Source organism: Candidatus Zixiibacteriota bacterium, assembly GCA_034439475.1.
Taxonomy (GTDB): domain Bacteria; phylum Zixibacteria; class MSB-5A5; order GN15; family FEB-12; genus JAWXAN01.
In genome coordinates this window covers 1-25,117 of the sequence record JAWXAN010000060.1, presented here as the reverse complement: position 1 = coordinate 25,117, position 25,117 = coordinate 1, and the positions used below count along the sequence as shown (strand labels likewise).

23 protein-coding genes, 1 pseudogene and 1 riboswitch are annotated in these 25,117 nt (G+C 49.2%); of the genes and pseudogenes, 22 read left to right on the top strand and 2 right to left on the bottom strand.

Annotation, left to right across the window (positions count from 1 at the left end):
* Positions 1-16: 16 nt before the first annotated feature.
* A complete protein-coding gene (gene tgt / locus SGI97_08685; GenBank protein ID MDZ4723961.1) occupies positions 17-1,141 on the top strand; it encodes a tRNA guanosine(34) transglycosylase Tgt in 1,125 nt (374 codons plus the stop codon).
* A gap of 9 nt (positions 1,142-1,150) precedes the next feature.
* On the opposite strand, the gene SGI97_08680 is transcribed toward tgt, so the two are convergent.
* Positions 1,151-1,768, bottom strand: coding sequence for a hypothetical protein (locus SGI97_08680; GenBank protein MDZ4723960.1), 618 nt, complete (start codon positions 1,766-1,768; stop codon positions 1,151-1,153).
* A gap of 346 nt (positions 1,769-2,114) precedes the next feature.
* Here SGI97_08680 and SGI97_08675 point away from each other — a divergent pair, with 346 nt between their 5' ends.
* From SGI97_08675 to SGI97_08575, 21 genes and pseudogenes are all read left to right on the top strand, one after another.
* Positions 2,115-3,608, top strand: coding sequence for an aldehyde dehydrogenase family protein (locus SGI97_08675; protein ID MDZ4723959.1), 1,494 nt, complete (start codon positions 2,115-2,117; stop codon positions 3,606-3,608).
* A gap of 166 nt (positions 3,609-3,774) precedes the next feature.
* On the top strand, positions 3,775-5,130 hold the full coding sequence (locus tag SGI97_08670) for a cyclic 2,3-diphosphoglycerate synthase (protein MDZ4723958.1): 1,356 nt from the start codon (positions 3,775-3,777) through the stop codon (positions 5,128-5,130).
* A gap of 39 nt (positions 5,131-5,169) precedes the next feature.
* Complete coding sequence (arcC, locus tag SGI97_08665) at positions 5,170-6,132, top strand: carbamate kinase (protein ID MDZ4723957.1); 963 nt, start codon at positions 5,170-5,172, stop codon at positions 6,130-6,132.
* Positions 6,129-7,526 (top strand): HDIG domain-containing protein, encoded by a 1,398-nt coding sequence (locus SGI97_08660; protein MDZ4723956.1) that lies wholly within the window; start codon positions 6,129-6,131, stop codon positions 7,524-7,526. The genes arcC and SGI97_08660 overlap by 4 nt, the downstream gene beginning before the upstream one ends.
* Positions 7,523-8,662 carry an ADP-forming succinate--CoA ligase subunit beta gene (gene sucC / locus SGI97_08655; protein ID MDZ4723955.1) on the top strand — a complete coding sequence of 380 codons (1,140 nt, stop codon included), beginning with the start codon at positions 7,523-7,525 and terminating at the stop codon, positions 8,660-8,662. The genes SGI97_08660 and sucC overlap by 4 nt, the downstream gene beginning before the upstream one ends.
* 37 nt (positions 8,663-8,699) lie before the next feature.
* Positions 8,700-9,563: pseudogene (sucD, locus tag SGI97_08650) on the top strand (succinate--CoA ligase subunit alpha).
* 252 nt (positions 9,564-9,815) lie between these two features.
* Complete coding sequence (ndk, locus tag SGI97_08645; protein MDZ4723954.1) at positions 9,816-10,214, top strand: nucleoside-diphosphate kinase; 399 nt, start codon at positions 9,816-9,818, stop codon at positions 10,212-10,214.
* Positions 10,215-10,262: 48 nt separating this feature from the next.
* The gene (gene mdh / locus SGI97_08640; GenBank protein MDZ4723953.1) at positions 10,263-11,189 is read left to right on the top strand and encodes a malate dehydrogenase; all 927 of its coding nucleotides are present in this window, start codon (positions 10,263-10,265) and stop codon (positions 11,187-11,189) included.
* 68 nt (positions 11,190-11,257) lie between these two features.
* Positions 11,258-11,644: a hypothetical protein gene (locus SGI97_08635; GenBank protein ID MDZ4723952.1), complete on the top strand. Its 387-nt coding sequence runs from the start codon at positions 11,258-11,260 to the stop codon at positions 11,642-11,644.
* Between the two features lie 72 nt (positions 11,645-11,716).
* The gene (locus tag SGI97_08630; protein ID MDZ4723951.1) at positions 11,717-12,415 is read left to right on the top strand and encodes a hypothetical protein; all 699 of its coding nucleotides are present in this window, start codon (positions 11,717-11,719) and stop codon (positions 12,413-12,415) included.
* Between the two features lie 3 nt (positions 12,416-12,418).
* Entirely contained in the window at positions 12,419-13,345 is a 927-nt protein-coding gene (locus SGI97_08625) for a hypothetical protein (GenBank protein MDZ4723950.1), read from the top strand.
* A gap of 703 nt (positions 13,346-14,048) precedes the next feature.
* Positions 14,049-14,750: a peptidylprolyl isomerase gene (locus SGI97_08620; protein ID MDZ4723949.1), complete on the top strand. Its 702-nt coding sequence runs from the start codon at positions 14,049-14,051 to the stop codon at positions 14,748-14,750.
* 136 nt (positions 14,751-14,886) lie between these two features.
* Positions 14,887-16,053: a 1-deoxy-D-xylulose-5-phosphate reductoisomerase gene (gene dxr / locus SGI97_08615; protein ID MDZ4723948.1), complete on the top strand. Its 1,167-nt coding sequence runs from the start codon at positions 14,887-14,889 to the stop codon at positions 16,051-16,053.
* Positions 16,047-17,114, top strand: a complete 1,068-nt coding sequence (gene rseP, locus SGI97_08610; protein MDZ4723947.1) for an RIP metalloprotease RseP — start codon at positions 16,047-16,049, stop codon at positions 17,112-17,114. Before dxr ends, rseP begins: the two co-directional genes overlap by 7 nt.
* Positions 17,115-17,196: 82 nt before the next feature.
* Positions 17,197-17,964 (top strand): signal peptidase I, encoded by a 768-nt coding sequence (lepB, locus tag SGI97_08605; GenBank protein ID MDZ4723946.1) that lies wholly within the window; start codon positions 17,197-17,199, stop codon positions 17,962-17,964.
* Between the two features lie 118 nt (positions 17,965-18,082).
* Positions 18,083-18,805: a DUF1573 domain-containing protein gene (locus tag SGI97_08600; GenBank protein MDZ4723945.1), complete on the top strand. Its 723-nt coding sequence runs from the start codon at positions 18,083-18,085 to the stop codon at positions 18,803-18,805.
* Between the two features lie 104 nt (positions 18,806-18,909).
* Positions 18,910-19,524 (top strand): ABC transporter ATP-binding protein, encoded by a 615-nt coding sequence (locus SGI97_08595; GenBank protein ID MDZ4723944.1) that lies wholly within the window; start codon positions 18,910-18,912, stop codon positions 19,522-19,524.
* Entirely contained in the window at positions 19,493-20,179 is a 687-nt protein-coding gene (locus tag SGI97_08590; protein ID MDZ4723943.1) for a heme exporter protein CcmB, read from the top strand. Before SGI97_08595 ends, SGI97_08590 begins: the two co-directional genes overlap by 32 nt.
* A 331-nt stretch (positions 20,180-20,510) precedes the next feature.
* On the top strand, positions 20,511-21,365 hold the full coding sequence (locus SGI97_08585; GenBank protein ID MDZ4723942.1) for a retropepsin-like aspartic protease: 855 nt from the start codon (positions 20,511-20,513) through the stop codon (positions 21,363-21,365).
* A 50-nt stretch (positions 21,366-21,415) separates the two neighbouring features.
* A riboswitch (cobalamin riboswitch) is annotated at positions 21,416-21,605 on the top strand.
* 71 nt (positions 21,606-21,676) lie between these two features.
* Positions 21,677-23,728 carry a TonB-dependent receptor gene (locus SGI97_08580; GenBank protein ID MDZ4723941.1) on the top strand — a complete coding sequence of 684 codons (2,052 nt, stop codon included), beginning with the start codon at positions 21,677-21,679 and terminating at the stop codon, positions 23,726-23,728.
* A 162-nt stretch (positions 23,729-23,890) separates the two neighbouring features.
* Positions 23,891-24,301: a hypothetical protein gene (locus tag SGI97_08575; protein ID MDZ4723940.1), complete on the top strand. Its 411-nt coding sequence runs from the start codon at positions 23,891-23,893 to the stop codon at positions 24,299-24,301.
* A 610-nt stretch (positions 24,302-24,911) separates the two neighbouring features.
* On the opposite strand, the gene SGI97_08570 is transcribed toward SGI97_08575, so the two are convergent.
* A partial coding sequence (locus SGI97_08570; protein ID MDZ4723939.1) for a hypothetical protein occupies positions 24,912-25,117 on the bottom strand: 206 nt, incomplete at its 5' end.

The window sequence follows — 25,117 nt, the reverse complement described above, 5'->3', positions numbered from 1 at the left end:
TGTATATACCTTCTGCATGACTCAAATCTATTTTCCAAAAAGTACAGACCAATCTGCCCGTCGTGGAGAAATGCGAACAGAACATGGAACATTCCAGACTCCGGCCTTCATGCCAGTCGGGACGACATCGGCCGTCAAAGCGCTGACCTGCCTTGACCTTGAGGAATGCGGCGCGGAGATTATTTTGGGCAACACGTATCATCTCTATTTGCGGCCCGGCGCAGATTTGATTCAAAAATTAGGCGGTTTGGCGAAATTTAATTCCTGGCACAAACCAACTCTGACAGACAGCGGGGGGTACCAGGTATTTTCTTTGCGTCATATCTCGAAAATTACCGATGACGGGGTCGAGTTTCAATCTCATCATGACGGCTCGCGGCATCTCTTTACACCGGAAAAAGTGATGGATATTCAACGGGCACTCGGCGCGGATATAATAATGGCATTTGACCAGTGCGTCCCATACCCGTGTGATCACGAGGCGGCTTTGGCTGGCGCGGTGCGTACAACTCAATGGACCAAGCGGGCAATAGAACATCGCAAACAAAACTACCACCACGAATCGCGTCAGAATCTATTCGGCATTGTCCAAGGCTCAGTCTTTGCTGATTTGCGTACTCAATCAGCGGAAGAAATAGTCGCGCTCGACCTGCCGGGATATGCTGTCGGCGGTCTATCGGTAGGTGAATCAAAAGGGGAGATGGAAGAGATGCTCGCGCACACAATTCAGTATTTGCCGAAAGACAAACCGCGTTATCTAATGGGTGTCGGCTATCCCGAGGATATTCTCATGGCTGTTTCGTATGGGATTGATATGTTTGACTGCGTTTTACCAACTCGTAATGCGCGAACCGGATGCGTGTTTACGTCACAGGGGCCGTTGGTATATAGAAACGCCGAGTTTGCCGCCGATGAACGTCCTTTGGATTTAGACTGCGACTGCAAAGTCTGCAAACGATATAGCCGGGCGTATTTGCGGCATCTTTTCAATCAGTCCGAGATTACAGCGATGGTACTCTCGTCGTACCACTCGACCTACTTTTTTCAAAATCTTATGCGTGGAATTCGCGGCGCAATAGAGGTAAATCGGTTCGCTGCGTTCAGGACTGAATTCTTGCAACGGTATACCGCCGCTGACTGACAAGTATGTCTACCGTCTTCGTATTGGAATCAGGTAGCCGAAAGAAAGCGCTATACTGCTGGCGCGGACTTCGGTCGACCGTGTGCCAAGCGAATTTTCATCAGGACGGAAGGATTTAATAAAACTCGGATGCAGTTCAGTGATTCGCATTTCAATGGAGTATCTTGCGAGATAGCGCAATCCAAACACGAGGCGATAGCCAGCTTTCTGGCCGACATCGATGTCTGTAACTTGTTCTGTAGAAAAAAGTGAATCAGAGGTCGAGGCGCGGGGTGAGAAGTGATGAATGGCATAAATCAAACCACCGCCAAGGTAGGCCAGGAGTTCGGTTGTACCGCGGTAATAGAGGCCTTCGAAGGCAAAGGTAATCGTTTGTAGCTTGCCTCTGGGATATAAGGGGGAAATGGCTTCGCCCAGTTTGTACTCCGCAGCCGCGCGGATAACATAAGGATGTCCCAAAAGCAGTTCGTATTTGGTGGAAAGTTCGGGACCCTCAGTTAGGATTCCGTTAGTACCGCTCATTCCGGCTGTGATATGAAAATTGACCGATGCAAGCGTGTCCTGCTCGACTGGATTCAACGGTGCAATCGGCATCAGGAGCCATGAAGTGAGAAGTACTGCTAACATATCTGGTATCTCTTTCTCTTAATTAATATACGTTGGAAATACTATTTCGTTAAAAACAATCTCTGAAAGCGCCCTTTCTCTACTTCTTCTACATTTGCGCGGGCATGCCATATTCCCGTCGCCGGCTTTGTGGTCACTAATCCATTCTTTAGGGACAGGCTGTAATCCTTTGGATCATGTACAGACAAAGGAATACTTTTGGTCGATTTGGTAGTCACCCAAAACAGATTGACAATGAAAGCAGTCCCACTCTATATTATAGGCTTAATTGGAGCGGTGTGAATAATTTCACGACCCAAAAATGAAGCGATAAACTGAATGCAGCATCCGGAAAGTTCAGAGCACTATGAATAAGGCAACTACATACAAAAATTTCATAAATGGCGAATGGGTTGCCTCAAAGTCTGGCGAAACTTTCGAGAACCGGAATCCGGCCAACACCGATGACATTATCGGTCTTTTCCAGTCATCTACACCGGATGATGTAGCTTCGGCCATAAATGCCGCAAGCGATGCCTATCGCTCATGGAGACTTATTCCAGCCCCCAAAAGGGGGGAGATGATCTATCGAGTCGCCGCCCGGCTCTGGGCAAACAAGGAGAAGTTTTCAAACGATATGACCCGCGAAATGGGGAAAGTGCTCCCAGAGACACGAGGCGATGTTCAGGAAGCGATCGACATGACCTACTATATGGCTGGCGAAGGTCGCCGACTGTATGGCATGACGACACCCTCAGAACTGCAAAACAAATTCAATATGACTATCCGCCAGCCGATTGGCGTTTGCTCACTGATTACTCCATGGAATTTCCCGATGGCCATTCCTTCATGGAAAATGATGCCAGCGCTTATCTGCGGTAATACACTTGTGATCAAGCCGGCTTCGGATACCCCAATGTCGGTGGTGAATCTCATCCAAGCCTGTCTCGAAGAAGGGATCCCGCCCGGTGTGGTGAATATGGTGACTGGATCCGGAAGCGCGCTTGGGGATTCGTTCATAGTCGATGACCGGGTCAAAGTCGTTTCGTTCACCGGTTCGACTGCTGTCGGGCAAAAGGTATCAATGGCCTGCGCGCCCAAGTTCAAACATACCTGTCTTGAAATGGGTGGCAAAAATGCCCAGATCGTAATGGATGATGCCGATATGGAATTGGCTCTCGACGGCGCGCTCTGGGGAGCGTTTGGCACAACGGGGCAGCGATGCACAGCGACCAGCAGACTGCTGTTACATGAGAAGATTGCCAAGCAATTTCTGGAAAAATTAGTAGTACGGGCATCGGGACTAAAAGTCGGCAATGGGCTGGAAGAGTCTTCACAAATGGGCCCATGTATAAACAAAGGACAAATGGAAACGGTTCTGAAATATATCGAGATCGGCAAGAACGAAGGCGCAAAGGTTCTTACCGGCGGGCAGCGTTTGATCGGTGGTAATTATGACAAAGGCTACTTTGTCCAGCCGACTATTTTTGGTGATGTCGATAGATCAATGAGGATTTGGAAAGAGGAGATTTTTGGGCCGGTGCTGAGTGTTGCCACATTCCTCAATTTCGACGAGGGGATGACGTTGGCCAATGATACGGTCTATGGTTTATCCGGGTCGCTTTACACAAAAGATGTCAACCGCGCTTATCAGGCAATGCGTGATATACAGACCGGTATTTTCTATATCAATGCGCCGACCATTGGAGCCGAGACGCATCTGCCGTTTGGCGGTATTAAGGATACCGGCAACGGTCACCGAGAGGCCTCGACTGCCGCACTCGATGTTTACAGCGAATGGAAATCAGTCTATGTCGACTTTAGCGGAACAATGCAGCGGGCGCAAATCGATAATCAGTAGTCCGATGGATGAATTTGTAATGGATATAATGGAAATGACCATTGACACTGCCCCTCGCTACCTTGTGTCATATATCTGGCTATCCTCGTCCATCTAACTATCGTTCGTGTCTCCACGAATTGTTTTTGAAATAGGTATAAACACTAAAATTGATACAGGAAACAGTATGGCCAATCGAAGAAAAATGATTATTATGGGTGCCGCAGGACGCGACTTTCATAACTTTAACACACTTTACCGCGACAACAACACCGTTGAAGTAGTCGCTTTCACAGCAACCCAGATTCCGGACATTACCGGACGCAAATACCCGGCTGCGCTTGCTGGTAAACTTTACCCGAAGGGTATTTCCATTTACGATGAGTCAGAATTGCTCTCATTAATTGCGAAGCACGAAGTTGAAGAAGTAGTGTTCTCATATTCCGACGTCTCGCACCAGTACGTCATGGACAAGGCCGCCCATGTAATGGCCGCCGGCGCGCGATTCGCCCTTGAGGGTGGCCGTCCGACGATGATTACATCAAAGAAACCAGTAGTCGCTGTCTGCGCGGTGCGTACCGGAAGCGGGAAATCGCAGACGACGCGTAAAGTTGCGCAGGTTCTGCAATCAATGGGCAAAAAGGTTGTGGCAATTCGCCACCCTATGCCTTACGGTGACCTTACCAAGCAGGTTTGCATGCGCTTTGCGACCATGAAGGATTTGGACAAGTATAATTGCACTATTGAAGAGCGCGAAGAGTTTGAGCCGCATATCGCAAGCGGTGTGACGGTCTATTGCGGAGTCGATTACGAAGTCATTATCCGTGAAGCCGAACGCGAGGCCGATATCATTCTCTGGGACGGCGGCAACAATGATATGCCTTTCTACAAACCGGACTTGCACATCACAGTTGTAGATCCGCACCGGCCGGGGCATGAACTTACCTATTATCCGGGCGAGAATAATCTGCTCATGGCTGATGTCTGTGTTATCAACAAGATAGATTCTGCCACACCTGACAATGTGCAAATCGTTCGAAATAACATTTTAAAATACAACCCGAAGGCAGTCATAATCGAAGCCGCATCCCCGATTTCTGTCGACCGGTCGGAGATGATTCGCGGCAAGCAGGTTCTTGTGGTTGAAGACGGCCCGACTCTCACTCATGGTGAGATGGTCTATGGCGCAGGTGTGGTGGCGGCCAGACGTTTTGGCGCGGCAGGACTTGTTGACCCACGACCATACACCGTCAAATCGATTACTGCCACGTTTGAGAAATATCCTAATATAGGAACGCTCCTACCGGCGATGGGCTACGGAGACAGTCAGATGAAAGACCTTGAAGAAACCATCAACAAAACTAAGTGCGATTTAGTGTTGATTGCGACGCCAATTGATTTGAGCAAGCTCATTAACATCAAGAAGCCGGTATTGAGAGTGTATTATGACCTCCAGGAAATCGGCACACCAAATCTGAACACGGTGCTTGAAAAATTTCTTGGAGGGAATGGATCGCGGAGCAAGAGACAGGCTAAGAAATAAAGGATTTTCGTGGGTGAATTAAAAACCAAACGAAGCCGTATGACACGAAAGAAAACAGCAGTGCTTGCTCTCGGAGGAAATGCGATTTCCCTCCCGGGTCAGGAAGATACCATCACCAATCAGTTTGCCAATACCCGTTCATCGCTGGATGGGATTATTGAACTTGCCCGTGATGGCTATAATCTGCTCATTTCGCACGGAAATGGTCCTCAGGTCGGCAACGCGCTGCTTCGTATCGAACTTTCGCGCGGCAAAGCGCCTATCCTTCCTCTCGGTGTGCTCGTGGCCGATACCGAAGGCGGCATGGGATATATGATAGAACAGTCTCTTCAGAACCGGCTTCGCAGAGAAAATATCGACCGGCCGGTGGTGACAATCATCACCCAGATAATTGTCGATGAACATGATCCGGCTGTTGACAACCCGAGCAAATATATCGGTCAGTTTTACAGCGAATCTGAAGCGCGCGATCTTCAACAGTCCCGCGGTTGGGCGATGAAACAGGACGGAAGCCGCGGCTGGCGCAGGGTGGTGCCATCGCCGATGCCGATCCGTGCGGTCGAAGGCGGCACCATTAAGGCGCTGGTCGAGGATGGCACAATTGTAATTGCAGGAGGCGGGGGGGGAGTACCGGTCTATATCGATGCAAGCGGTAACCTTGAAGGCCTCGATGCCGTCATTGACAAAGACCTCGCATCGGCTGTGCTCGGTCGAGAAATTGGCGCTGAGATATTGTGTATTTTGACTGCGGTTGAAAAAGTCGCGCTCAATTATGGAAAACCAGATCAGAAGGAACTCGACCTCTGTACCCTCGATGAGATTAAGGGCTACTTCGACCAAGGGCATTTTCCGGCCGGATCAATGGGACCCAAAATTAAAGCCGCAATAAAGTTTCTTGAGAGCGGCGGAGAAAGTGTTATCATTACTTCTTTCCAAAACGCCCGCCGCGCCATCAACGGCGAAGCCGGAACCACAATTGTCCCGAACAGACAGACCGTATGATGTGCACTCTCTCTCGCGATACAATAGATAACATCCTTGCCCGCGGACGGGTCTACGAGGTCGGCGGGGCTGTGCGTGACCGTTATTTGAGTAAGGCCAATGCAACAAAAGACCGCGACTATCTTGTAACTGGCGTGCCCTACGATGAACTCACCCGAATACTCAAAGAGCACGGTCGCGTTGATTTGGTTGGGCGGAGTTTTGGGGTTATAAAATTCACCGAGTTTCGGCGCGAGACCGCATACACATTCGATATTTCTCTGCCGAGAAAAGAACACTCAACTGGTATAGGGCATAAAGATTTTGATGTGAATTTTAATCCATCACTGCCAGTTGAAGACGATTTAGCTCGCCGCGATTTTACTATTAATGCTATGGCTCTTGCGCTCGATACCGATGAACTGATCGACCCGTTTGGCGGGATGGTTGATTTAGAAAATAAAATTCTGCGCATGACTTCGCCCCGCTCTTTTGAAGAAGATCCGCTGAGAATGCTTCGCGCGATTCAATTTGCCGCGCGGTTCAATTTCCAAATCGAGGTCGGTACCTTCGAGGCACTTCGTACCCATGCCGCGCTAATCTTATCGGTCTCCGCTGAGCGAATTGCTGACGAATTGACTAAGCTTTTGGTTCAGGCCGAAGCTCCTTCTATTGGTTTTAGACTTATGCGCAACAGTGGGTTGCTACAATATATTCTACCGGAGCTTGAAGCTTGTGTGGGTGTCACACAGCCGGGTGGGTATCACAAATATGATGTCTTCGAGCACACATTGCAGTGTATCGATTCTGCCAAACCGAGCCTTGGTTTACGATTAGCTGCTCTCTTTCATGACATAAATAAGCCTCAAGCGAAACGACTGGTCGATGACGGCTGCACATTCTATGGCCATGAAACGCTCGGCGCGAAAACAGCGCGAAATGTCATGGATCGGCTTCGCTTCTCAAAAGAGTTGAACAAAGAGGTGACAACGCTTGTCGAACGGCATATGTTTACCACCGATGTGAGCGACAAAGGCTTGCGACGACTCGTCAAACGGGTCGGAGTCGACCTGATTTTCGATCTGCTGAACCTGCGTCGCGCCGATGTTGTCGCGCAAGGGATGGGCGGAAAGACCGAAGATGTGGATATTTTCGAGGCCAATATCCGCGCAGAGCTTGCCAAGAAACCGCCGTTCGGATTGGGCGATCTTGCCCTCACAGGAACCGACGTCATGGAGATGTTCGATATCCCTCCCGGCCCGATGGTTGGAAAGATACTCAACTTTCTTCTGGAGAAGGTGCTTGATGAGCCGGAAGAAAATACAAAAGAGATTCTGTCTCGGTACGCGCGAGAATATTTTAGCGAACCACCAAGCAATGACGCTCGAAAAGATATAGAGGAAAAAGATCAATGAAAGTCCATGAGTATCAGGCCAAGGAGCTCTTTGCAGCCGCCGGAATTCCGGTTCCGCTCGGTGAAGTTGCCTTCAATGCCGCCGATGCAACCGCTATAGCAAAACGATTTTATAAACCAGTGATGGTCAAGGCGCAGGTTCATACCGGAGGACGGGGCAAGGCTGGCGGCATCAAATATGCCGAGAATGCCGAATCAGCCCATGTGTTGGCTCAGTCAATTTTGGGAATGGAAATCAACGGCCTTCCGGTGAAGAAAGTGCTTGTAACAGTCGCCGAAGATATTCTCTCCGAGGCCTATATTGGAATCATTCAGGATAGGGCCAGCAAGAAGCCGGTCATCATGGTCTCCGCCGCCGGGGGAATTGATATTGAAGAAGTGGCGGCCAAGACGCCGGAGAAAATCCACAAACTTTATGTCGACCCCAACGAGGGTCTTCGCCCTTACCAAACACGCAACCTTGCCTATAAATTGTATCGCGACATTTTACATGTCCAGCAAGCCGCATCGATCATAAAAAAGCTCTATGATTTGTACTGGCAGACCGATGCCACACTTATTGAAATCAATCCGTTGGTAACAACTCCCGGCGGGAAAGTTATCGCGCTTGATGCCAAACTTGTTATTGACGATAACGCCCTTTACCGCCAGCAGGCGATTGCGGAGATGCGCGATCCAGATGCGGAGGATCCAAGCGAGACCAAAGCGCGAGCAGCGGATTTATCTTTTGTGAAGCTCGATGGAAATATCGGCTGTATGGTCAACGGCGCGGGATTGGCGATGGCGACGATGGACCTTATCAAACGCTATGGGGGCGAACCGGCGAATTTTCTGGATATCGGCGGGTCATCCAATCCAAAAAAAGTCGTGTCTGCAATGCAGATTATTTTATCCGACCCGAAAGTGAAAGCAATTCTTATAAATATATTCGGCGGCATAACCCGCTGTGATGATGTCGCTCGCGGACTCATTACGGCTTATGAGGAACTCAAACCGCAGTTGCCGATTGTGGTGAGACTCACCGGGACGAACGAAGCCGAAGCACGCAAGATTTTATCTTCGGTCAATCTCACTACTGCCCAGACGCTCGACGAAGGCGTCAAGAAAACGATTGAACTCGCTGGAGTGGCGGCATGAACTTTATGTATACTGAAAGCGAAGGCTACTGAACGACATGGCTATATTTATCGATAAAAGTACCCGGTTGCTTGTACAGGGGATAACAGGCCGCGATGGCTCATTCCACGCCGAGCAGATGAAAAAATATGGTACGAATGTAGTTGGAGGCGTGACGCCCGGCAAAGGCGGATCGTCGGTAGCCGGCATTCCGGTTTTTAACACAATGGAGGAAGCGGTAGCCAAAACCAAAGCAAACACTTCGGTCATCTATGTTCCGCCGCCGTTCGCAGTCGATGCTATTTATGAGGCTGTCGATTCGTCGATCTCACTTGTTGTCTGCATTACCGAAGGCATTCCGGCAAATGACATGATGAAAGTCGTGCCGTATGTAAAGAAACATGGGTCGCGGCTTATCGGTGGCAACTGTCCCGGACTTATCACACCCGGCCAGTGCAAAGTCGGAATTCTACCCGGGAATATTGTCAAGGCTGGCGGGGTGGGACTTGTGTCGCGCTCGGGAACGCTCACCTACGAAGCGCTATGGGCGCTAACCCAGGCCGGTATGGGGCAATCGACCTGTATCGGTATCGGAGGCGATCCGGTAAACGGCACGGGCTTCATTGATTGTCTGAAAGCTTTCGAAGCCGATCCCGCTACCAAATCCGTGGTCCTCATTGGAGAAATCGGCGGTTCCGAAGAGGAAGAGGCCGCAGAGTTTATCCGTAAACATATGTCAAAACCGGTTGTGTCATTTATCGCCGGTCAAACGGCTCCGCCCGGAAAACGAATGGGGCATGCCGGCGCGATTATCGCTGGCGGAAGCGGAACGGCAAAAGAGAAAATCGAAGCGCTCAATAAAGTAGGCGTACCAGTCGCCGGATCACCGACCGAGATTCCATCACTGCTTAAAGACCGAATAAGAACTTTTAATTCAAATAAATCCCGTTCAATGAAATCGGCTGTTGTTAAGAAGGCAAAACCTGCGGCGAAGAAGTCAAAAGAGATAACCACGAAATTAAAAGGCTCCAATTCAAAATCGATGTTATCCTCCCGAACTGTGACGAAACAAAAGCCTGTTTCGAAGACTGTGACCAAGAAAAGTAAACCAGCCAAGCGAGACGTCAAGAGACAAAAGAAGAAATAATTCTATCATACATAGAGAGTCTATTACATGAGCAAAACACTGTTAATTGTAAAACCTGATGCCACCGAGCGCAACCTTATCGGGCATGTTCTCAATCGTCTCGAAAAAGCCCGTTTCAAAGTTACAGAGATGAAAATGATACGGCTCACCCCAAGTCAGGCGCGTACATTCTATGCCGTCCATGAAGGCAAACCGTTTCTCGGCGGGCTTGTTGCGTTCATGACCTCAGGGCCGGTAGTTCCGATGGCTTTGGAGAAAGAAAACGCAGTCGAGGACCTTCGCGCGCTCATCGGCGCGACTAATCCCGCCAAAGCCGCTTGCGGGACACTTCGTCAGGAGATAGGTGTCGATATTGAGAAGAATTCAGTCCATGCCTCCGACTCAGACGACAACGCTAAAAAGGAAATAGCTTTCTTCTTTTCCTGATTCTGAAACAGAGTATAAACAAATTTCGAATAGTCTTGAGGAGATAGTGTGAATAAGAAAATTGCCGTTATCGGCGCGGGGAATGTCGGCGCGAGTTGCGCTATGTATCTTGCCGAAGCCAATTTTGCCGACATTGTCATGGTCGATATTGCCGAGGGTGTACCTCAAGGAAAGGCGCTTGATCTGACTCAGGCCGGACCTGTGCGCGGATACAATGCGACCGTGACCGGCACAAATAATTATGCCGATATAGTGGGGGTCTCGATTGTCATAGTGACCGCCGGTTTTCCTCGGAAGCCGGGCATGACGCGCGAAGATTTGTTGACGATGAATGCCGACATTGTCGGATCGGTTGCAAAGAATATCAAGCAATATGCGCCCGATAGTTTTGTTATAATCGTTTCAAATCCGCTTGATCTGATGACCTATCATGCTTTTAAGGTGACCGGGTTTCCTTCCAATCGAGTTATGGGGCAGGCCGGTGTCCTGGACTCGATTCGTTTCCGCGCCTTTGTGGCGATGGAACTCGGGGTGGCGATGACCGACACCCAAACACTTGTGCTCGGCGGCCACGGGGACACCATGGTCCCGCTTCCGCGCTATTCGACGGTTTCCGGGATACCAATTGCCGAGTTGATTCCGGCTGAGAGAATTAAAGCCATCTGCGACCGCGCTACCGATGGAGGGGGTGAAATTGGCCGGCTGCTCAAAACTGGGTCGGCGTTTTATGCGCCAGCGGCGGCATCGGTAGATATGTGCAAAGCTATTTTCAGTGATGAGAAACGGGTTGTCTGCGTGTCCGCTCATCTGACCGGACAATACGGAATAAATAATATATACATCGGCGTACCCGTAGTCCTCGGCGCAAGGGGAATCGAAAAAATTATCGAATTGAGCCTGACTGCGGATGAGCAGGCGGCTTTAAAGAAGTCAGCGGACACTTATACGGAACAGTTGAAGATTCTCAAGTACTAATAATCTTGCAGGCAAAATTGACGTCCGCCATTGAAGCCCGTCGATGCTGGCAAGGGAGATACACGTAGATGGAATTTCTCACACTTCTCGCGGTGACCCTGCTTATTGCAATTGCCGTATCGAGTTCGGTCATCTTCTTTTTTCGCAAGCCGGTTGATACTATCTTTGCGCGAATCATTGGCGAAGATATTTCGATTGCCTGGCGGAAGTTTCTGACGTTTGCGCTGTTTGTTGTCGGCGTGTCATCGGGCGTCAAAATATGGAAACTCGAAGATTTTATACGTCCTGAGCAGGAGGACTGGCACAGACCGGTGTTGAATGCCGAATATTGGGGGTTAGAAATCTATCGGACGATAATCGACACTCTTGGCGGTATGGCCTGGGCGCTTCTCATCTTTTTTGTTGTCGCCCTGATAGCGTTTGTTATTGTTCGCCGGAAAGAACCATCGGCCTAACAAACGAACAAAATGATTCCGCCGTTGTTTAAGCAGGACGACTGACTCTAATAGCTCTTGAGGAGACCCTTTATGCGATTCCATCTTCGAATGTTCACCACAATAGCGCTTTTGTGTTTTGTGTCTGTTGCTGACATCTCAGCAGTGACCCGGGTCGCCCGGGCCTTTAATTTAGTCGAGTTCAGCGGCGGGTACATGCAACCGACAGGCAGATATGGCCGCCTCGGGATTATTGACTTTGCTGATGTGACCGACCGCCGGGTAAGGCTCGATGCCGATAAGGTTTTTGATCCTTCGTTTACATTCAACTTCTCATTCGGCAAGCTTTTGGGCGACCGGCTGCTGACCTCAGTTGGCTTTCGCTATACCAAAGTCAATACCCTCGACACATTTTATGTAACTGGTCCCGATGTTGGCGACTCAGTGATTTACTCTTATTTAGTCGGTACGCCGTCATTTAATCAATACGACCTTACCTTCGACATTAATTATTTTCTACTTTCACCAGTCCAATCGGTCTTTGCTCCATATATAGGGGCGGGGGTGGATTTTGGCCTGTTAGCGCAAACACTCAAAGGATTCGAGTCCGAGTCAGATGCAAATCTTGGATTGACATTTAACTTCGGGGCAGATATAAAAGTATGGGAAGATCCAAACACGGGGAATTTTCTCGCGCTGTCGTCTATTAATGAGTGGCATTTCGCCGGACTTAACGACCACCCAAAATTTCTTAATATTGGCGGCGGTATACGGTACTATTTCAGACCGTAGATATTGGAGACGCGGAATATTAACACGCTCAAGCTAACATTTTCTCTGTTCGCACTCGCTCTTACCTCATGCGGGGGGGACGACCCGAAACCTCCGCCTAATGGGTCTACCGGGCCAACCCAGATAGTTGCGGTAAATGGGACTGTGTACAAGGCCGTTATGGGCGGATCAGGTATTACGCCGGAGTTGAAGTTTGCCGCTCAAAATGCCAGCAACGCAAACTTTCCCGATCAGTGGCTCTTTTTTTTACTAATTGAAGGGGATGGCACACTTACGGCTGATTCTCTCAGGACTGATTCGTCTGGCACGGCAACATTGGGCTATAGCTTTGACGGCGTTCTTGGGCATGCGGTAATCCGTAGTATTCTCAGAAATAAAGATACTATCAATGTCCGGCTCAGGGCGAACATACTTATCACTGGAGTCAATGGTCAAGGGCAATATGTGCTTTTCACCGACCTCTATCGGGATGTGAAAGCATTCAATGGTCCTCCAGCCTCCGATGACGAACATCCCACCCAATACATTCAGTTCGCAAATTACGAAGCGGCTTTGGGGATTGTTGTTATCATTACCGATGCTAATCAAAATATAAAGGCCGACGATGACGAACCGGTTCAGGGTGTTATTGTCAACACAGTGTACACCGGAAAACTCGAGGACTCAGTTGGAATCGGATCTGGTTATACCACGATGATAAATGCGCTTGGCCAGCCAGATACTACCTACGTGGACAATTCACCGCCGCCGGCACGGGTATTTGAGTATGACAACCGCGGTTTGACCATCTATGCCCGTCCGGCCGACAGCGTCATTTTTGAAATGCATCTGGTTGAGAATGTTGCCGCGCCATCCCCTGAATTCAAGAAAAGTTCGTTCAAGCCGGGCCGAGGGCGAGGTTTGAATCATAGCTATCATCCCCAGCCTTAGTTATAAATATTCCTGTCGGTCCGCCGCGGCGGATGCCCGACACTCTGATTGAACAGGTTTCTATGCAGCCCACCCAACGGGTGGGTTTTTATATGACGATATCTGACAGCACTAATTTAATTCCAGACTATTTATGAGCGGATCATACCTCCACACTGCTTGCGGTGGGTTCTAATATGTGGTGCAGTCCGAAGATGGCCTGCACGTCTATTTACCCTGGATTCCGGCCTGCACCGGAATGACATTGTGAAGGCAATGACACTGATGGGGGGATGCCTGTGGTGTCGGTCCGCCGCGGCGGACCGACACTCTGATTGAACAGTCAGGGCGAGAGCGCCTGAAGTCATAGAGATCTAAAAAAAGGCAAAAAAAGAAGTCTCGCTACTCTTTTAGCGAGACCGGTGAATCTGTTGGGTTTTATCTAGTCAAAGACCCCAACCAAATTTGTCGAGGCGGCGACTAAATATCAGTCACCTCACTAAAGTCTTCAATTGTACGAATAAGACCACCTCCTTTCGTGTGTTGTACACTAAACAACACAAGCGGGTAAAAGTTCAACAAAAAAATGCACTAATCGCAATTTCTTTGATTTTTTTGCTTAAGGCCAATTCTTCTAAGAACTTCCATAAATCTTGACAGTAGAATTCCGCCAAAGTATATTCACGCCCTGAAAACTCAATCCCAAGGCTCTGAAAGGAACCAGATGTTTAAAAAAGTAACAATCCCCACTATGGCTGTTTTTTGTCTAAGTGTCGTGATGACGGCTTGTGCCTCGGATACAGCGCAAAAAGGATCCACCATAACCACGAACACCACCACAAAAACGGCGACAACGCCGGCAAAAGCGGAGACAGGCACTATGACAGACTCTCTGGCGGATAAACGCCACGCAATTCGTACCCCCAAAAACAACCTCGTAACGCTCGAAACCAATTTCGGCTCCATGACCGTCGAACTCTACCGCGACCTCGCCCCGAATCATGCTGACTCGTTTCTCGCGCGAACCCTCGATGGCTTTTATGACAGCACAATCTTCCATAGAATCATGCCTAATTTCATGATTCAGGGCGGCGACCCTCTTGGCAACGGAACAGGCGGGGCGGGCTATAATTTGAATGCCGAGTTCTCACAAGAGCCGCATCTTGAAGGAACGCTTTCGGCCGCTCGTTCTTCGGACCCAAATTCTGCCTCGAGTCAGTTCTATATTTGCTTGACCAGCACCCCCTTCCTGGATGGGAAATACACCGTCTTTGGGCATCTCATCAAAGGATACGATGTTCTTCACAAGATTGAGAAGGTCGAAACCGTTGTCGGAAATGGCGGTGAGAAATCCAAACCGGTCGAAAAGGTAATGATTATTCGGGCCTACGCTTCAGATGCCGAAGGGGAACCAGTCAAGAAGTAAGCGTTTCGTAATTTTTCGAAACTGCTGATATAACCGAAATGAGAAAGGCGGTGCGGAAACCGTGCCGCCTTTACTATTATTCGCAACAATGCCCGAAAGAGTGGAACCGAGCTTTAATACTGTCGTTTAACGAATTATGAATCCACGCAAAATAGTTGTCCTCGGCTCAACCGGTTCAATCGGAAAATCGGCGCTTGAAGTGATCTCGGCCCATCCGGGCAGATTTATCGTGCGCGCTCTTGCGGCATACTCGAATGCCGAAATGATAGTCGAGCAGTACCGCGTATTCCGCCCTGAATATCTCTGTCTGGTCGACCCCATCGCGACAAAAAAAGTATCGTCTGCTCTCAAAGATGAACCGGTTCGTGTGCTCTCTGGCGAAGACGATCTGGTTGGGTTAGCATCGCTTGAGGATGTAGACATTGTCCTCAACGCAATTGTCGGCTCGGCAGGGCTAAAAGCCTCGCTCGCGACAGTCTCGTCCGGCCGAATGCTTGCACTGGCGAACAAGGAATCTCTGGTGGCAGGCGGCCCGCTCTTTGGGCCTATACTTGAAAAGACAAAAGCGCAGATACTTCCCATCGATTCCGAGCATTCGGCAATCTGGCAGGCTCTTCGGGGAAATGATATCGCGAGTGTGAAAAGGCTGGTGCTGACATCATCAGGCGGGCCATTCCGCACATTGGCCGCAGACCAGTTCGAAGACATTACTGTCGAAGAAGCGCTCTCGCATCCGACATGGAAGATGGGACCAAAAATAACAATCGATTCCGCCACTTTGGCAAACAAGGGACTTGAGGTCATCGAAGCCGTGAATTTGTTCTCGATCCCGGTTGAAAAAGTTATTATTGCTATCCACCCGCAATCAATCGTTCATTCCATGGTTGAGTTTATTGATTCATCGGTTATGGCCCAAATGTCAATTCCGGATATGCGCCTGCCGATAACGTACGCGCTTTTTTGGCCTGAGCGGGTTGTTTCTGACTACGGTACAATGAATTGGGAGAAGAGTTTGTCGCTTACATTTGAGCCGCCGGATTATAAACGCTTTCCTGCGGCGGCTATGGGAATCGAGGCGGCGCGAGTAGGGGGGACGGCCCCGGCTATTTACAGCGCGGCCAATGAGACAGCAGTTGCGGCATTTTTGGAGCGTTCAATCAAATTCACCGAAATTGCAGAAACGATTCAGCGAACAGTTGATAAAATAGTTGTGGTAAGTAATCCAAATCTTGAGGATATTCTCGAAGCGGATCGTATAGCACGAGAGACGGCACGACAGGCAGTGGAGAAAGTTATATGGTAACGGCATTGGCATTTATTTTTGTTCTTGGTATTCTCGTATTCATTCATGAGCTCGGGCATTTCCTTGTTGCTAAAAGAATTGGGATTCGGGTAGAGAAGTTCTCGCTTGGATTCCCGCCCAATATCGTCTCAAAGAAAGTCGGCGAGACCACCTACTGTATAGGTATCATTCCGCTCGGCGGGTTTGTAAAAATGGCCGGAGAAAGCCCCGAGGAAGAAGCCACCGGCGCAAATGACGAGTTTATGTCGAAAACCGTCGGGCAACGTGCGGCAGTAATTATTGCCGGGCCGTTCATGAATTATCTCCTGGCAATTGTTCTCATGATCGGCATTTTCTATTTCGGCGGCAAACCTATCTTTGATCCCGAGCGGGTTCTTGTCGGCGAAGTCGTCAAAGACGGACCTGCCGCAGGAGCGGGACTTGTGGAAGGCGACGAAATAATTGCCATCGACGACAAACCTGTCAATAATTTTGATTCGATGCGGGTTCTGGTCAACGCCAAAGTTGCTGAACCGGTTCAGATTACATGGCTCCGAAATAGCGACACCCTGTCCAAATCGATTGTAACAAAAATAGATCCCCAGCCGAATATGCAAGGCGGCGTCGATTCTGTAGGCATTATTGGCGTTTCACAGAAAATTGTACGATATGAAAGCTACGGGCTGGCAACATCAGTGTCTGAAGGTTTTGCTACGGCACATGTAATTGTCTGGGAGACCTTAAAATTTATAAAGAAACTTGTCTCGGGTGATGTCTCGCCCAACATGATAGGCGGCCCGGTTTTCATTGCCCAGCAGTCAGGCAAAGAGGCCAAAAAAGGGGCGTCTAGTCTCTTCTTTTTCATGGCTCTTCTCTCTGTAAATCTGGCTGTGCTGAATGTTCTTCCCATTCCGGTCCTCGATGGCGGCCATCTTGTATTTTTAGGTATCGAAGCAATCAAAGGCTCGCCGCTTTCTATGAAGGCCAGAGGGTTGGCTCAACAAATCGGCATGGTTGTTCTGCTTGGGCTTATCGTGATTGTCACGTATAATGACATAAAGCGTTTTCTGACGGGCATGTGATTCACCTGACGAGCTTAGAGCAAGAGCCCAAAAACAACGGGAAACAATTCCGGCCTTGGCTGGTATAACTGAAAGGTAATTCATGAAAAGTGTCAAAACGGAAACTGCCAGTACTCGACCAACAACCCGCAAACCGGGTACGGCAGAGTCGGTTTGGGACAATATCAAACAAATCGTTATCGCAGTTATTTTGGCTCTTCTCATCAAGACGTCGGTAGTTGAAGCCTATAAAATCCCGACCGCGTCTATGGAAGACACCCTGCTCGTCGGCGATTTCCTCCTCGCAAACAAATTTATTTATGGCGCACAAGTTCCGCTTGTTGATTGGCGTCTGCCCGCCCTTCGCAATCCTGTGCCCGGGGACGTTGTTATCTTTATTTTCCCCGGCGATGGTGTGACCAAATATATCAAACGCTGTGTCGCAGTCGGCGGTGATACCGTAGAAGTCCGCGACAAAGAATTATTTGTGAATGGAGCCCGTTTCACCGATCCGGAACATGCGAAGTTTATCGATGTCAATATTGACGGCAGCGCGATTATCCAAGGACGTCGGATGGGCAATGAAAACAGCCGGGATAATTTTGGGCCGTATGTTGTGCCGCCAAAGCATTATTTTATGATGGGGGATAATCGGGATAACTCGTATGACTCAAGATACTGGCGGGCGGTTCCGCAGGCGAACATTCTGGGCGAAGCGATGGTCATCCACTGGTCTTGGAACGAGGACGCCAAGCCCTCGCCCGGAGTCTCGGTGTCTGATCCGTTATCTGTGCCGCGGCTTTTTGTGTTTAATGTCATTCACTTTTTTGAAAAAGTACGCTGGGAAAGGATATTCGAGCCCATCAACTGACCTGCCTTGATGCATCATAAAGCGATTCCTTTTGAAGTGTTTTAACAAGAAATTATGTCATGTACTATAAAACATATTCCCACCGAAATGTAATCATCAACTCTGAGGAGATATAGTTGTGAAATCACTTATTGCCGCAGTTAGTATCAGCTTTTTGGCCGCATCGGGGTTTGCCGGCCCGAAGGTGAAAATCACGGATGATACGATTAATTTTGGCAAAACTCCGCAGCAGTCGGTGCTGACCCATGCCTTTTGGATAAAATCTGTCGGTGACGAAGCTCTTCATATAAAAGAAGTTGTCCCCGGCTGCGGTTGTACCAAAGCCCTTTTGACCGATTCATTGATTGCCCCGGGGGATAGCGCCCGACTGCAGATTAATTTCTCAACCGGCCGCATGAACGGGATGGTGGCCAAGCGTCCCTATATCACAACCAACGCGTCTGAGGAAAAACAGTTTCTCAAAATCTACGCGGAAATGCTCGTTGATTCAGTTGCCACCAAGCCGATACAACTGGCGCCATTGACGCTCGATGTCTCGCAATTCAATGAAAAGCCGCGACGGAGGGGAACATTTAAGATAACAAATACATCGTCTCAAGACCTGACTTTGTCTGTGGTCGATTCATCTTTCAAAAGCTTTACTGTCAAGCTTCCTTCGGTTATCAAGGCCGGTGCGACTGTGGATGGAATTGTGACTGTCCGCAAGGAAAATATTGAGACGGAATTCAAAGAATCCCTGACCATTGCCACAAATGATACGGAAAGCTCACGTTTCACACTGCCCGTCACACGACTATATAAGGTTAAACCTACTGGCGGGACTCCACTGGGACAGAAGTAGCAACACAGAACAAAGCATTTGAACCTCAAGAGCGGTTGTTGCCTGAGCGGCAAGCCGCTCTTTTTTTATTGTCATTTTTACTCAAGGAAGCTTTTCTTTAGATAATGTACCGATTGAGAGCAGATAATTTGAGCAAGCGTTTTGGAGTACGAAAAGTGTTCCAGGATATTTCCTTCGAGCTTACGACCGGACAAGTCTTCATCATCACCGGACCAAACGGCTCCGGCAAAACTACCCTTCTCATGACACTCCTTCGTCAATTCCGCCCGGCTACAGGAACGGTCACTTTCAGTTCAGACGACAATATCTTAGCCGATGAGGAACTTCGAGCCCAGACGGCACTCGTCGCCCCCTACCTTAGTCTCTATGACGCGCTTACCGCTGAGGAGAATTTAAACTTTTTCATAACAGTGTCGGGCGGTCGAGTCGAGGGTCAGGAAATTAATCGGGTTCTGAATCAGGTCGGACTTGAAGGAAGAGGTTCTGATCTGGTCGGCGAGTACTCTTCTGGCATGAAACAGCGGCTCAAATTCGCCATCGCTTTGTTGCGCAAACCAGGCTTCCTGTTTCTGGACGAGCCCACTTCGAACCTCGACGCCAGCGGCAAAGAGATGGTCTATCGAATAATCGAACAGAGTAAGCAGACACGAATTGTCGTGATTGCTTCAAATGAACAAGAGGACGAACGTGCCGCCACAAAACAAATCCGGCTTACTTAGCCGGGCTTTCAGCATTTTCGCAAAAGATGTGCGGCTCGAATTGCGGTCACGTTCTGCTCTGAGCACAATTCTCATGTTCGGCGTGACAACGTTGGTTGTGGTGTCGTTTTCGGTGGGTCAGGCGGAACTTCCGCCCAAATTACTCGCGGCACTTTATTGGATAATTCTTTTCTTCTCTTGTATCGCCGGGATGTCACAGTCCTTTGTGCGTGAGGAAGAAGCTGGCACCGCGCTAGGCTTAAGGCTGGTGGCCGACCCGCTTGCCGTGTATCTTGGTAAACTCAGTTTTAATCTTTTGCTTATGACCACAATAGGTTTTGTGGTTACTCCGCTATTTTTCATCTTCACAGATGCCTCGACTGGCAATCCCGGACTCTTAGTTCTCATATTGCTCGCTGGAATCTTGGCGTTGTGCGCGGCGACGACGCTTGTGGCCGCTATCATCGCACGAGCCGCAACTCGCGGAGCCCTTTTTGCGGTAATTGCATTTCCTCTACTTATCGTGCCTCTTTGGGCATTGGTTGCCTCGACGGGGAAGATCCTTGACAATCAAGGCTTCGCCTTTGTAGCCGGTGAACTGCAGGTATTGTTCTCTTTCATAGTTGTAATGGTCACTTCATCAATCATGCTGTTCAGGTTCGTCTGGCAGGAATGAATTTCATTGTAGTATTGCTTGAACTGGTTATATTTCGGCATGTATACTCATGCGGTTTTCTTGGCCATTTGCCCAATTTAAGGAACATCTAACTCCAGGAATTAATTATAATGGATGATAACTATGTAGCTCTTGTTGTAACCCTGGTTATCTGGTTTGGCTTATTTGCATTTGTGTGGCGACTTGATAAACAGGTAAAGCGCTTGGAGAAAAAGAAAGACTAACTCCCTGGTTGATCGACGAACCCGACATGTCCTTGTTAGGGGTATCTCAGATCGACATCCGACCGCTATAAAATATTTCCCTCTCCGTCTTTGACCGACTGATCAATATGGAAAAACTTACTCGCCGTCCCGTTTCCATTATTTATTTACTCACTTGTCTATTGATGACTGCGTCACAAACTTTCCCCGAAGCTATCCCATTTAGCTATGCGCGGGGACTTGTCGAAGTCGATGTCATCCTCAACGGTCTGGTGACGGGCCGCTTTGGTCTTGATACCGGAGCCGACCAGCTCTATATCGACAAAGGTTTTGCGGAGAGAAATAATCTTCCGTACTTCGATTCTCCAACGCCTCGTACAATAGTCTCAGTTGCGGGACGAACCTCGGCCTCCCCAATGGAAATCCAGTCTTTGGACATCGGCAGTGAACGACTCATCGACCTTTCAGCCCTTGCGATTGATATTGACGCCCTTGCGAATGTTAGCGATGGAGACCACCCCGATGGTTTGATCGGGTATGACCTCTTGAGAAAATATTGCATAACGGTTGATTACACCCAGAACACTATTGCCCTCCACATGGGCAAACCGTCGTTTACCCATGACTCGCGTCATACAGCAATTCCGTTCACAGAACACAATCATCTTATTCTTGTGGATGTCCGGCTCAATGATTCTTGCTCCGGCAAGATGATGGTCGACCTCTGTTCATCATATACCCTCATCTCACCTGAGACAGCGATTAAATTGGGCTTAAAAAATGACGACGAATCTCTGCAGTCAGTTTCATCAATCTCGCTTGGCAAGAATGCCGCTTCGACCGATGTGCCTGTCGTCGTGTCAGATCTCAAAAACTTCCAATCGTCACACCTCAAACTTGCCGGAATCCTTGGCGCGTCGTTTCTTAAAGGGCATGTGGTCACCATCGATTGCGTCGGCAAGACCATTTACGTCCATCATTAAGTTATTTGCGGACTAAAATCCGCTTGACTTAATCTTCGATCTCCCGCAATTTCATTTCAACATATTTCGGTGCCGTCCATTCTGGACGGATAATAGGGAAGACGGTGTGAATCCGTCACAGCCCCGCTACTGTATAGGCTTACTCAGGGAGCATTATGTCACTTGCCATAGCGGCAGGGAAGGCGCTCGTTGAGGTTTGACGCCCAAGTCAGGAAACCTGCCGGGATCAATAACTCTCACTCGATGCCGACAGCGCGGGCTGTTTGACATGCGACCAGATTTGCGTCGTCGGCCTCTCAATGGAGGTCATCATGCGGCGCATTTTATTCTTAGCGTCATTTGTCCTGCTCCAAAGCGCTCAGGGATCTTTGGCGGACACGACAGGAGTGGATTCAACGAATCCACGACCACTTTCTGATTCCATAATAGTCACAGCAAACCGCTTCGGTCGACCGCCCGAGAAATCCCTCTGGCCTGTTACTTCCGTAAGTGAGGGACATCTTGCCAGACATTCGGATTTGGCTCCGGCTCTCGATGGAATAGGCGGGATTGATATCCGTCAAACGAGCGGATTCGGCTCGGTGTCCACGCTTTCAAGTTGGGGGACATTCAATCGGCATCTGCTTTTGCTCTATGATGGACGAGTGGTTAAAGACTATTCACTGGGAGGCTTCAATCTCTCGGATTTTAGCAGCGAGGAGTTCGGGCGTATAGAACTGCTCAAAGGGCCGCAGTCGGCATTTTATGGCGCGGACGCCATAGGCGGAGTGGTGCATCTTATTCCCAAAAGCGCGCTGGTTGATCGCTTTGAGTTAAGTGGCGGGTTAGGCAGTTTTGGTCTGCGAAATTATCGGATTGATGCCGCGAAACGGCTTGGCGTTGTCGGTGTAAGCGCTTTCGGAGAATATTCTTTGGCCGACAACAGCAGGCCGAACTCAGGGGTCCAGAGAAAAATTGCCGGACTACGGACAGAGTATCTCTCACACAATGGTCATCACCAAATGTCTTTCGCTGCGCGATATTTCCAAGACAGCCTGGGCACACCGGGGCCGGTGCCTGACATAGCTTTTATCCCGATCTACGGAAGCCGCGAGGCAAGCAGTTTATTCGATCATCAGATAAACGAACACGGCTCGACCGATATTCATTACCGCTATTCCAATCCCGCAATTGGCGAGGCGCAGATTGATTTGTTCTGGGAGAAGAAGCGGTTGGATTTCCGGTCTTTATACAATTATTCGTACAGCTATGAAACGCCTGAACCGGGGGATAGCGCCTTTGATACCGATTCGGCAGATGTTCGCGGATTGAGTTTGTATGACAAACTATCGTCCGGCTTCAGCGCTCGAGCGGCGCGGCAATTCAACAATCTGTCGCTTGCCCTTGGTACCGATTGGCTCTCGGGTTCGCTCGCCGCCACAAGCGAGAACGCTACACTCACGACAACAACATCGCGGCCATTGTCGGATTTCAATCCGTACGTATTTGAGACGTATCAGTTTTGGTCAAAAAGTCAGGATCAATTTGACCTCTGGGGAAGCGGCAGCTATGAGTTACGGGATGATATTACCCTGGACCTGAGCGGGCGGGGTCAGTTTGTCGACGGACGCCGTCCCCAGCCATCGTATAATGCCGGCTTGATCTATACCGTCACAAAAGGACTCTTCCTCAAAGCGGCTCATGGATATGCTTTTCGACTGCCGAGCATCGCCGATCAGTTTGTTGATGATGCCTATACAGCCGGCAATAGCGGACTGCAAGCGGAAGTCTCGCACACCACGATTTTGACATTCGACAATGAATTGCTGGATCCATCACTGCGGATATCGACGACGGGGTTTTATCAAGCGATCCAATCATTGATACAATACAGCTATGACCCGCTGATATTCCGTTCTGTCCCCCTCAACGTAGACCGTTTCCGCTCCTCGGGGATAGACCTGTCAGTGAGATGGACTCCAAATAAACGAACTGAAATAAATGCCGGCGGAGTTTTCCAGACGGCTGAACAGACCGTGAAAAACGAAACTGGCTATCAAAAGGCTAATTATGTGCCGGATGTAAAGTGGAAGCTCGGTGTCAGTAATGTGATTACTGAACTTTTGAATGTCAATGCTGATTTGACATACACCGATGAAAGATCGATCAGGCTCTTCGACGGCTCTCATAAATATATTCAGGACGTGTATGAACTTGGCGCCTCCATTAATCTAACTATACATAATAAAGTTTGCTTTGATATTTCCGGAGATGATCTTACTGACAAAAAACGGCCCGATCAATTCGGCTACGTTTTATCCGATGGAGATTATCCCACACCGGGACGGAGATTTCTTGTCAGGATGCGCTATACGCTATTTTAGGTTTATCAGAAAACAATTCTCCATGACCGGATAAACAGGGAAGATTGAGATATATCTTCCTTTTTTTAATGCATTCTGACCATTGTTGTCATATATTACCCGTGTTAAAAATACTTTACATTGTTTACATTTACCCAAATGGTTGTGACGTGAGATTTAATTATGAGCGCTTTCTCTTTTGACTATACTATAGATGTCGACGCCGACAAAGCTGTCGTGTACGTAAAAATATTCGGCATGTGGAAGGCTGAAACGGCCCGGGCCTATCACGAAGAATTTAAGTCGTCCAGCCTGGAACTTATTAATCGTCCCTGGGCAAAAGTCGTTGATTTAAGCAACTGGAAGACGTCGTACGATGAGGTTACCGGTATCATTGGCAAACACATGATCTGGTCGCAGGAAAACAATTGTCAGATGTCCCTCTATGTACTGAACAACACAAGCACGTTCAGGCAGCTCAATGAGATGTTTCGAAAGGGCCGTACCCAAGAAGTCTCCAACACGTTTAGAACTTTTGCCGAAGCCGTGGCCTATCTCAAGGCAAATTGGTTACCTGAGGTGAAGACTCCTTGATGCCAGGTGGGATGAGCGCTGTGACTTTTGAAGTCCGCCTGTGCCTGCCAGCGAGTGGATGATTTTCTTCTCTGTCGTTGCGGGGAGTCTGTGGCAGGGCGGGCCCGTCCGCGAACCCGCCGAAAAGATTTCCACCGTCGGCGGAGCGGGATACCACCGTGCAGTCAGGCGCCCCCGCCTGACTGTCTTCTTTTCTGTTCCGTCGGGTCTTGGTCACTTCGAGCGAAAAGCGAGGAGTGAGCACTGAGGCTTCCGAAGTTCGCCTGTCGTGGATAATCTGATGGTCACTTGGTGCGGGCCCCGAACGAAAGAAGAAGACGTCAGGACCCAAAGGGTCACTGACCTACGAATATCGGATAACCCGTCACAATGTCATTCCAGTCCGCCGAAGGCGGAAGCCTGACTGTCTTCTTTGTGTCGGGCGAGGGATAGCATCCCCAGCATGGGGCGCCCGACACCACACTAACAATATTTGGTAGGTCAGTCCCGCCGCGGCGGACTGACGTCCGATATTCGCCAAGATAAAGATCACACCGCAAGCAGTGTGGTACAAGATTAGACGCCAGACACCACATAATCATTCCCGTCACAATGTCAATCCCTCACAATGTCATCCCAGCGCACGCTGGGAACCATCTTCGTCTTCGTGCAGGCCGTCCGCTGTGGCGGATTCGAAAATCTCTGGCCTGCACCACATATTAGAACCCACTATGAGCAGTGGCATACCCGAATGAATAGAAGATGGATTCTCCGCCCCGCCACAGCGGGCAGGCGTGGCGGACTGGAATGACACTACAATGATTCGTTGCGAGGAGC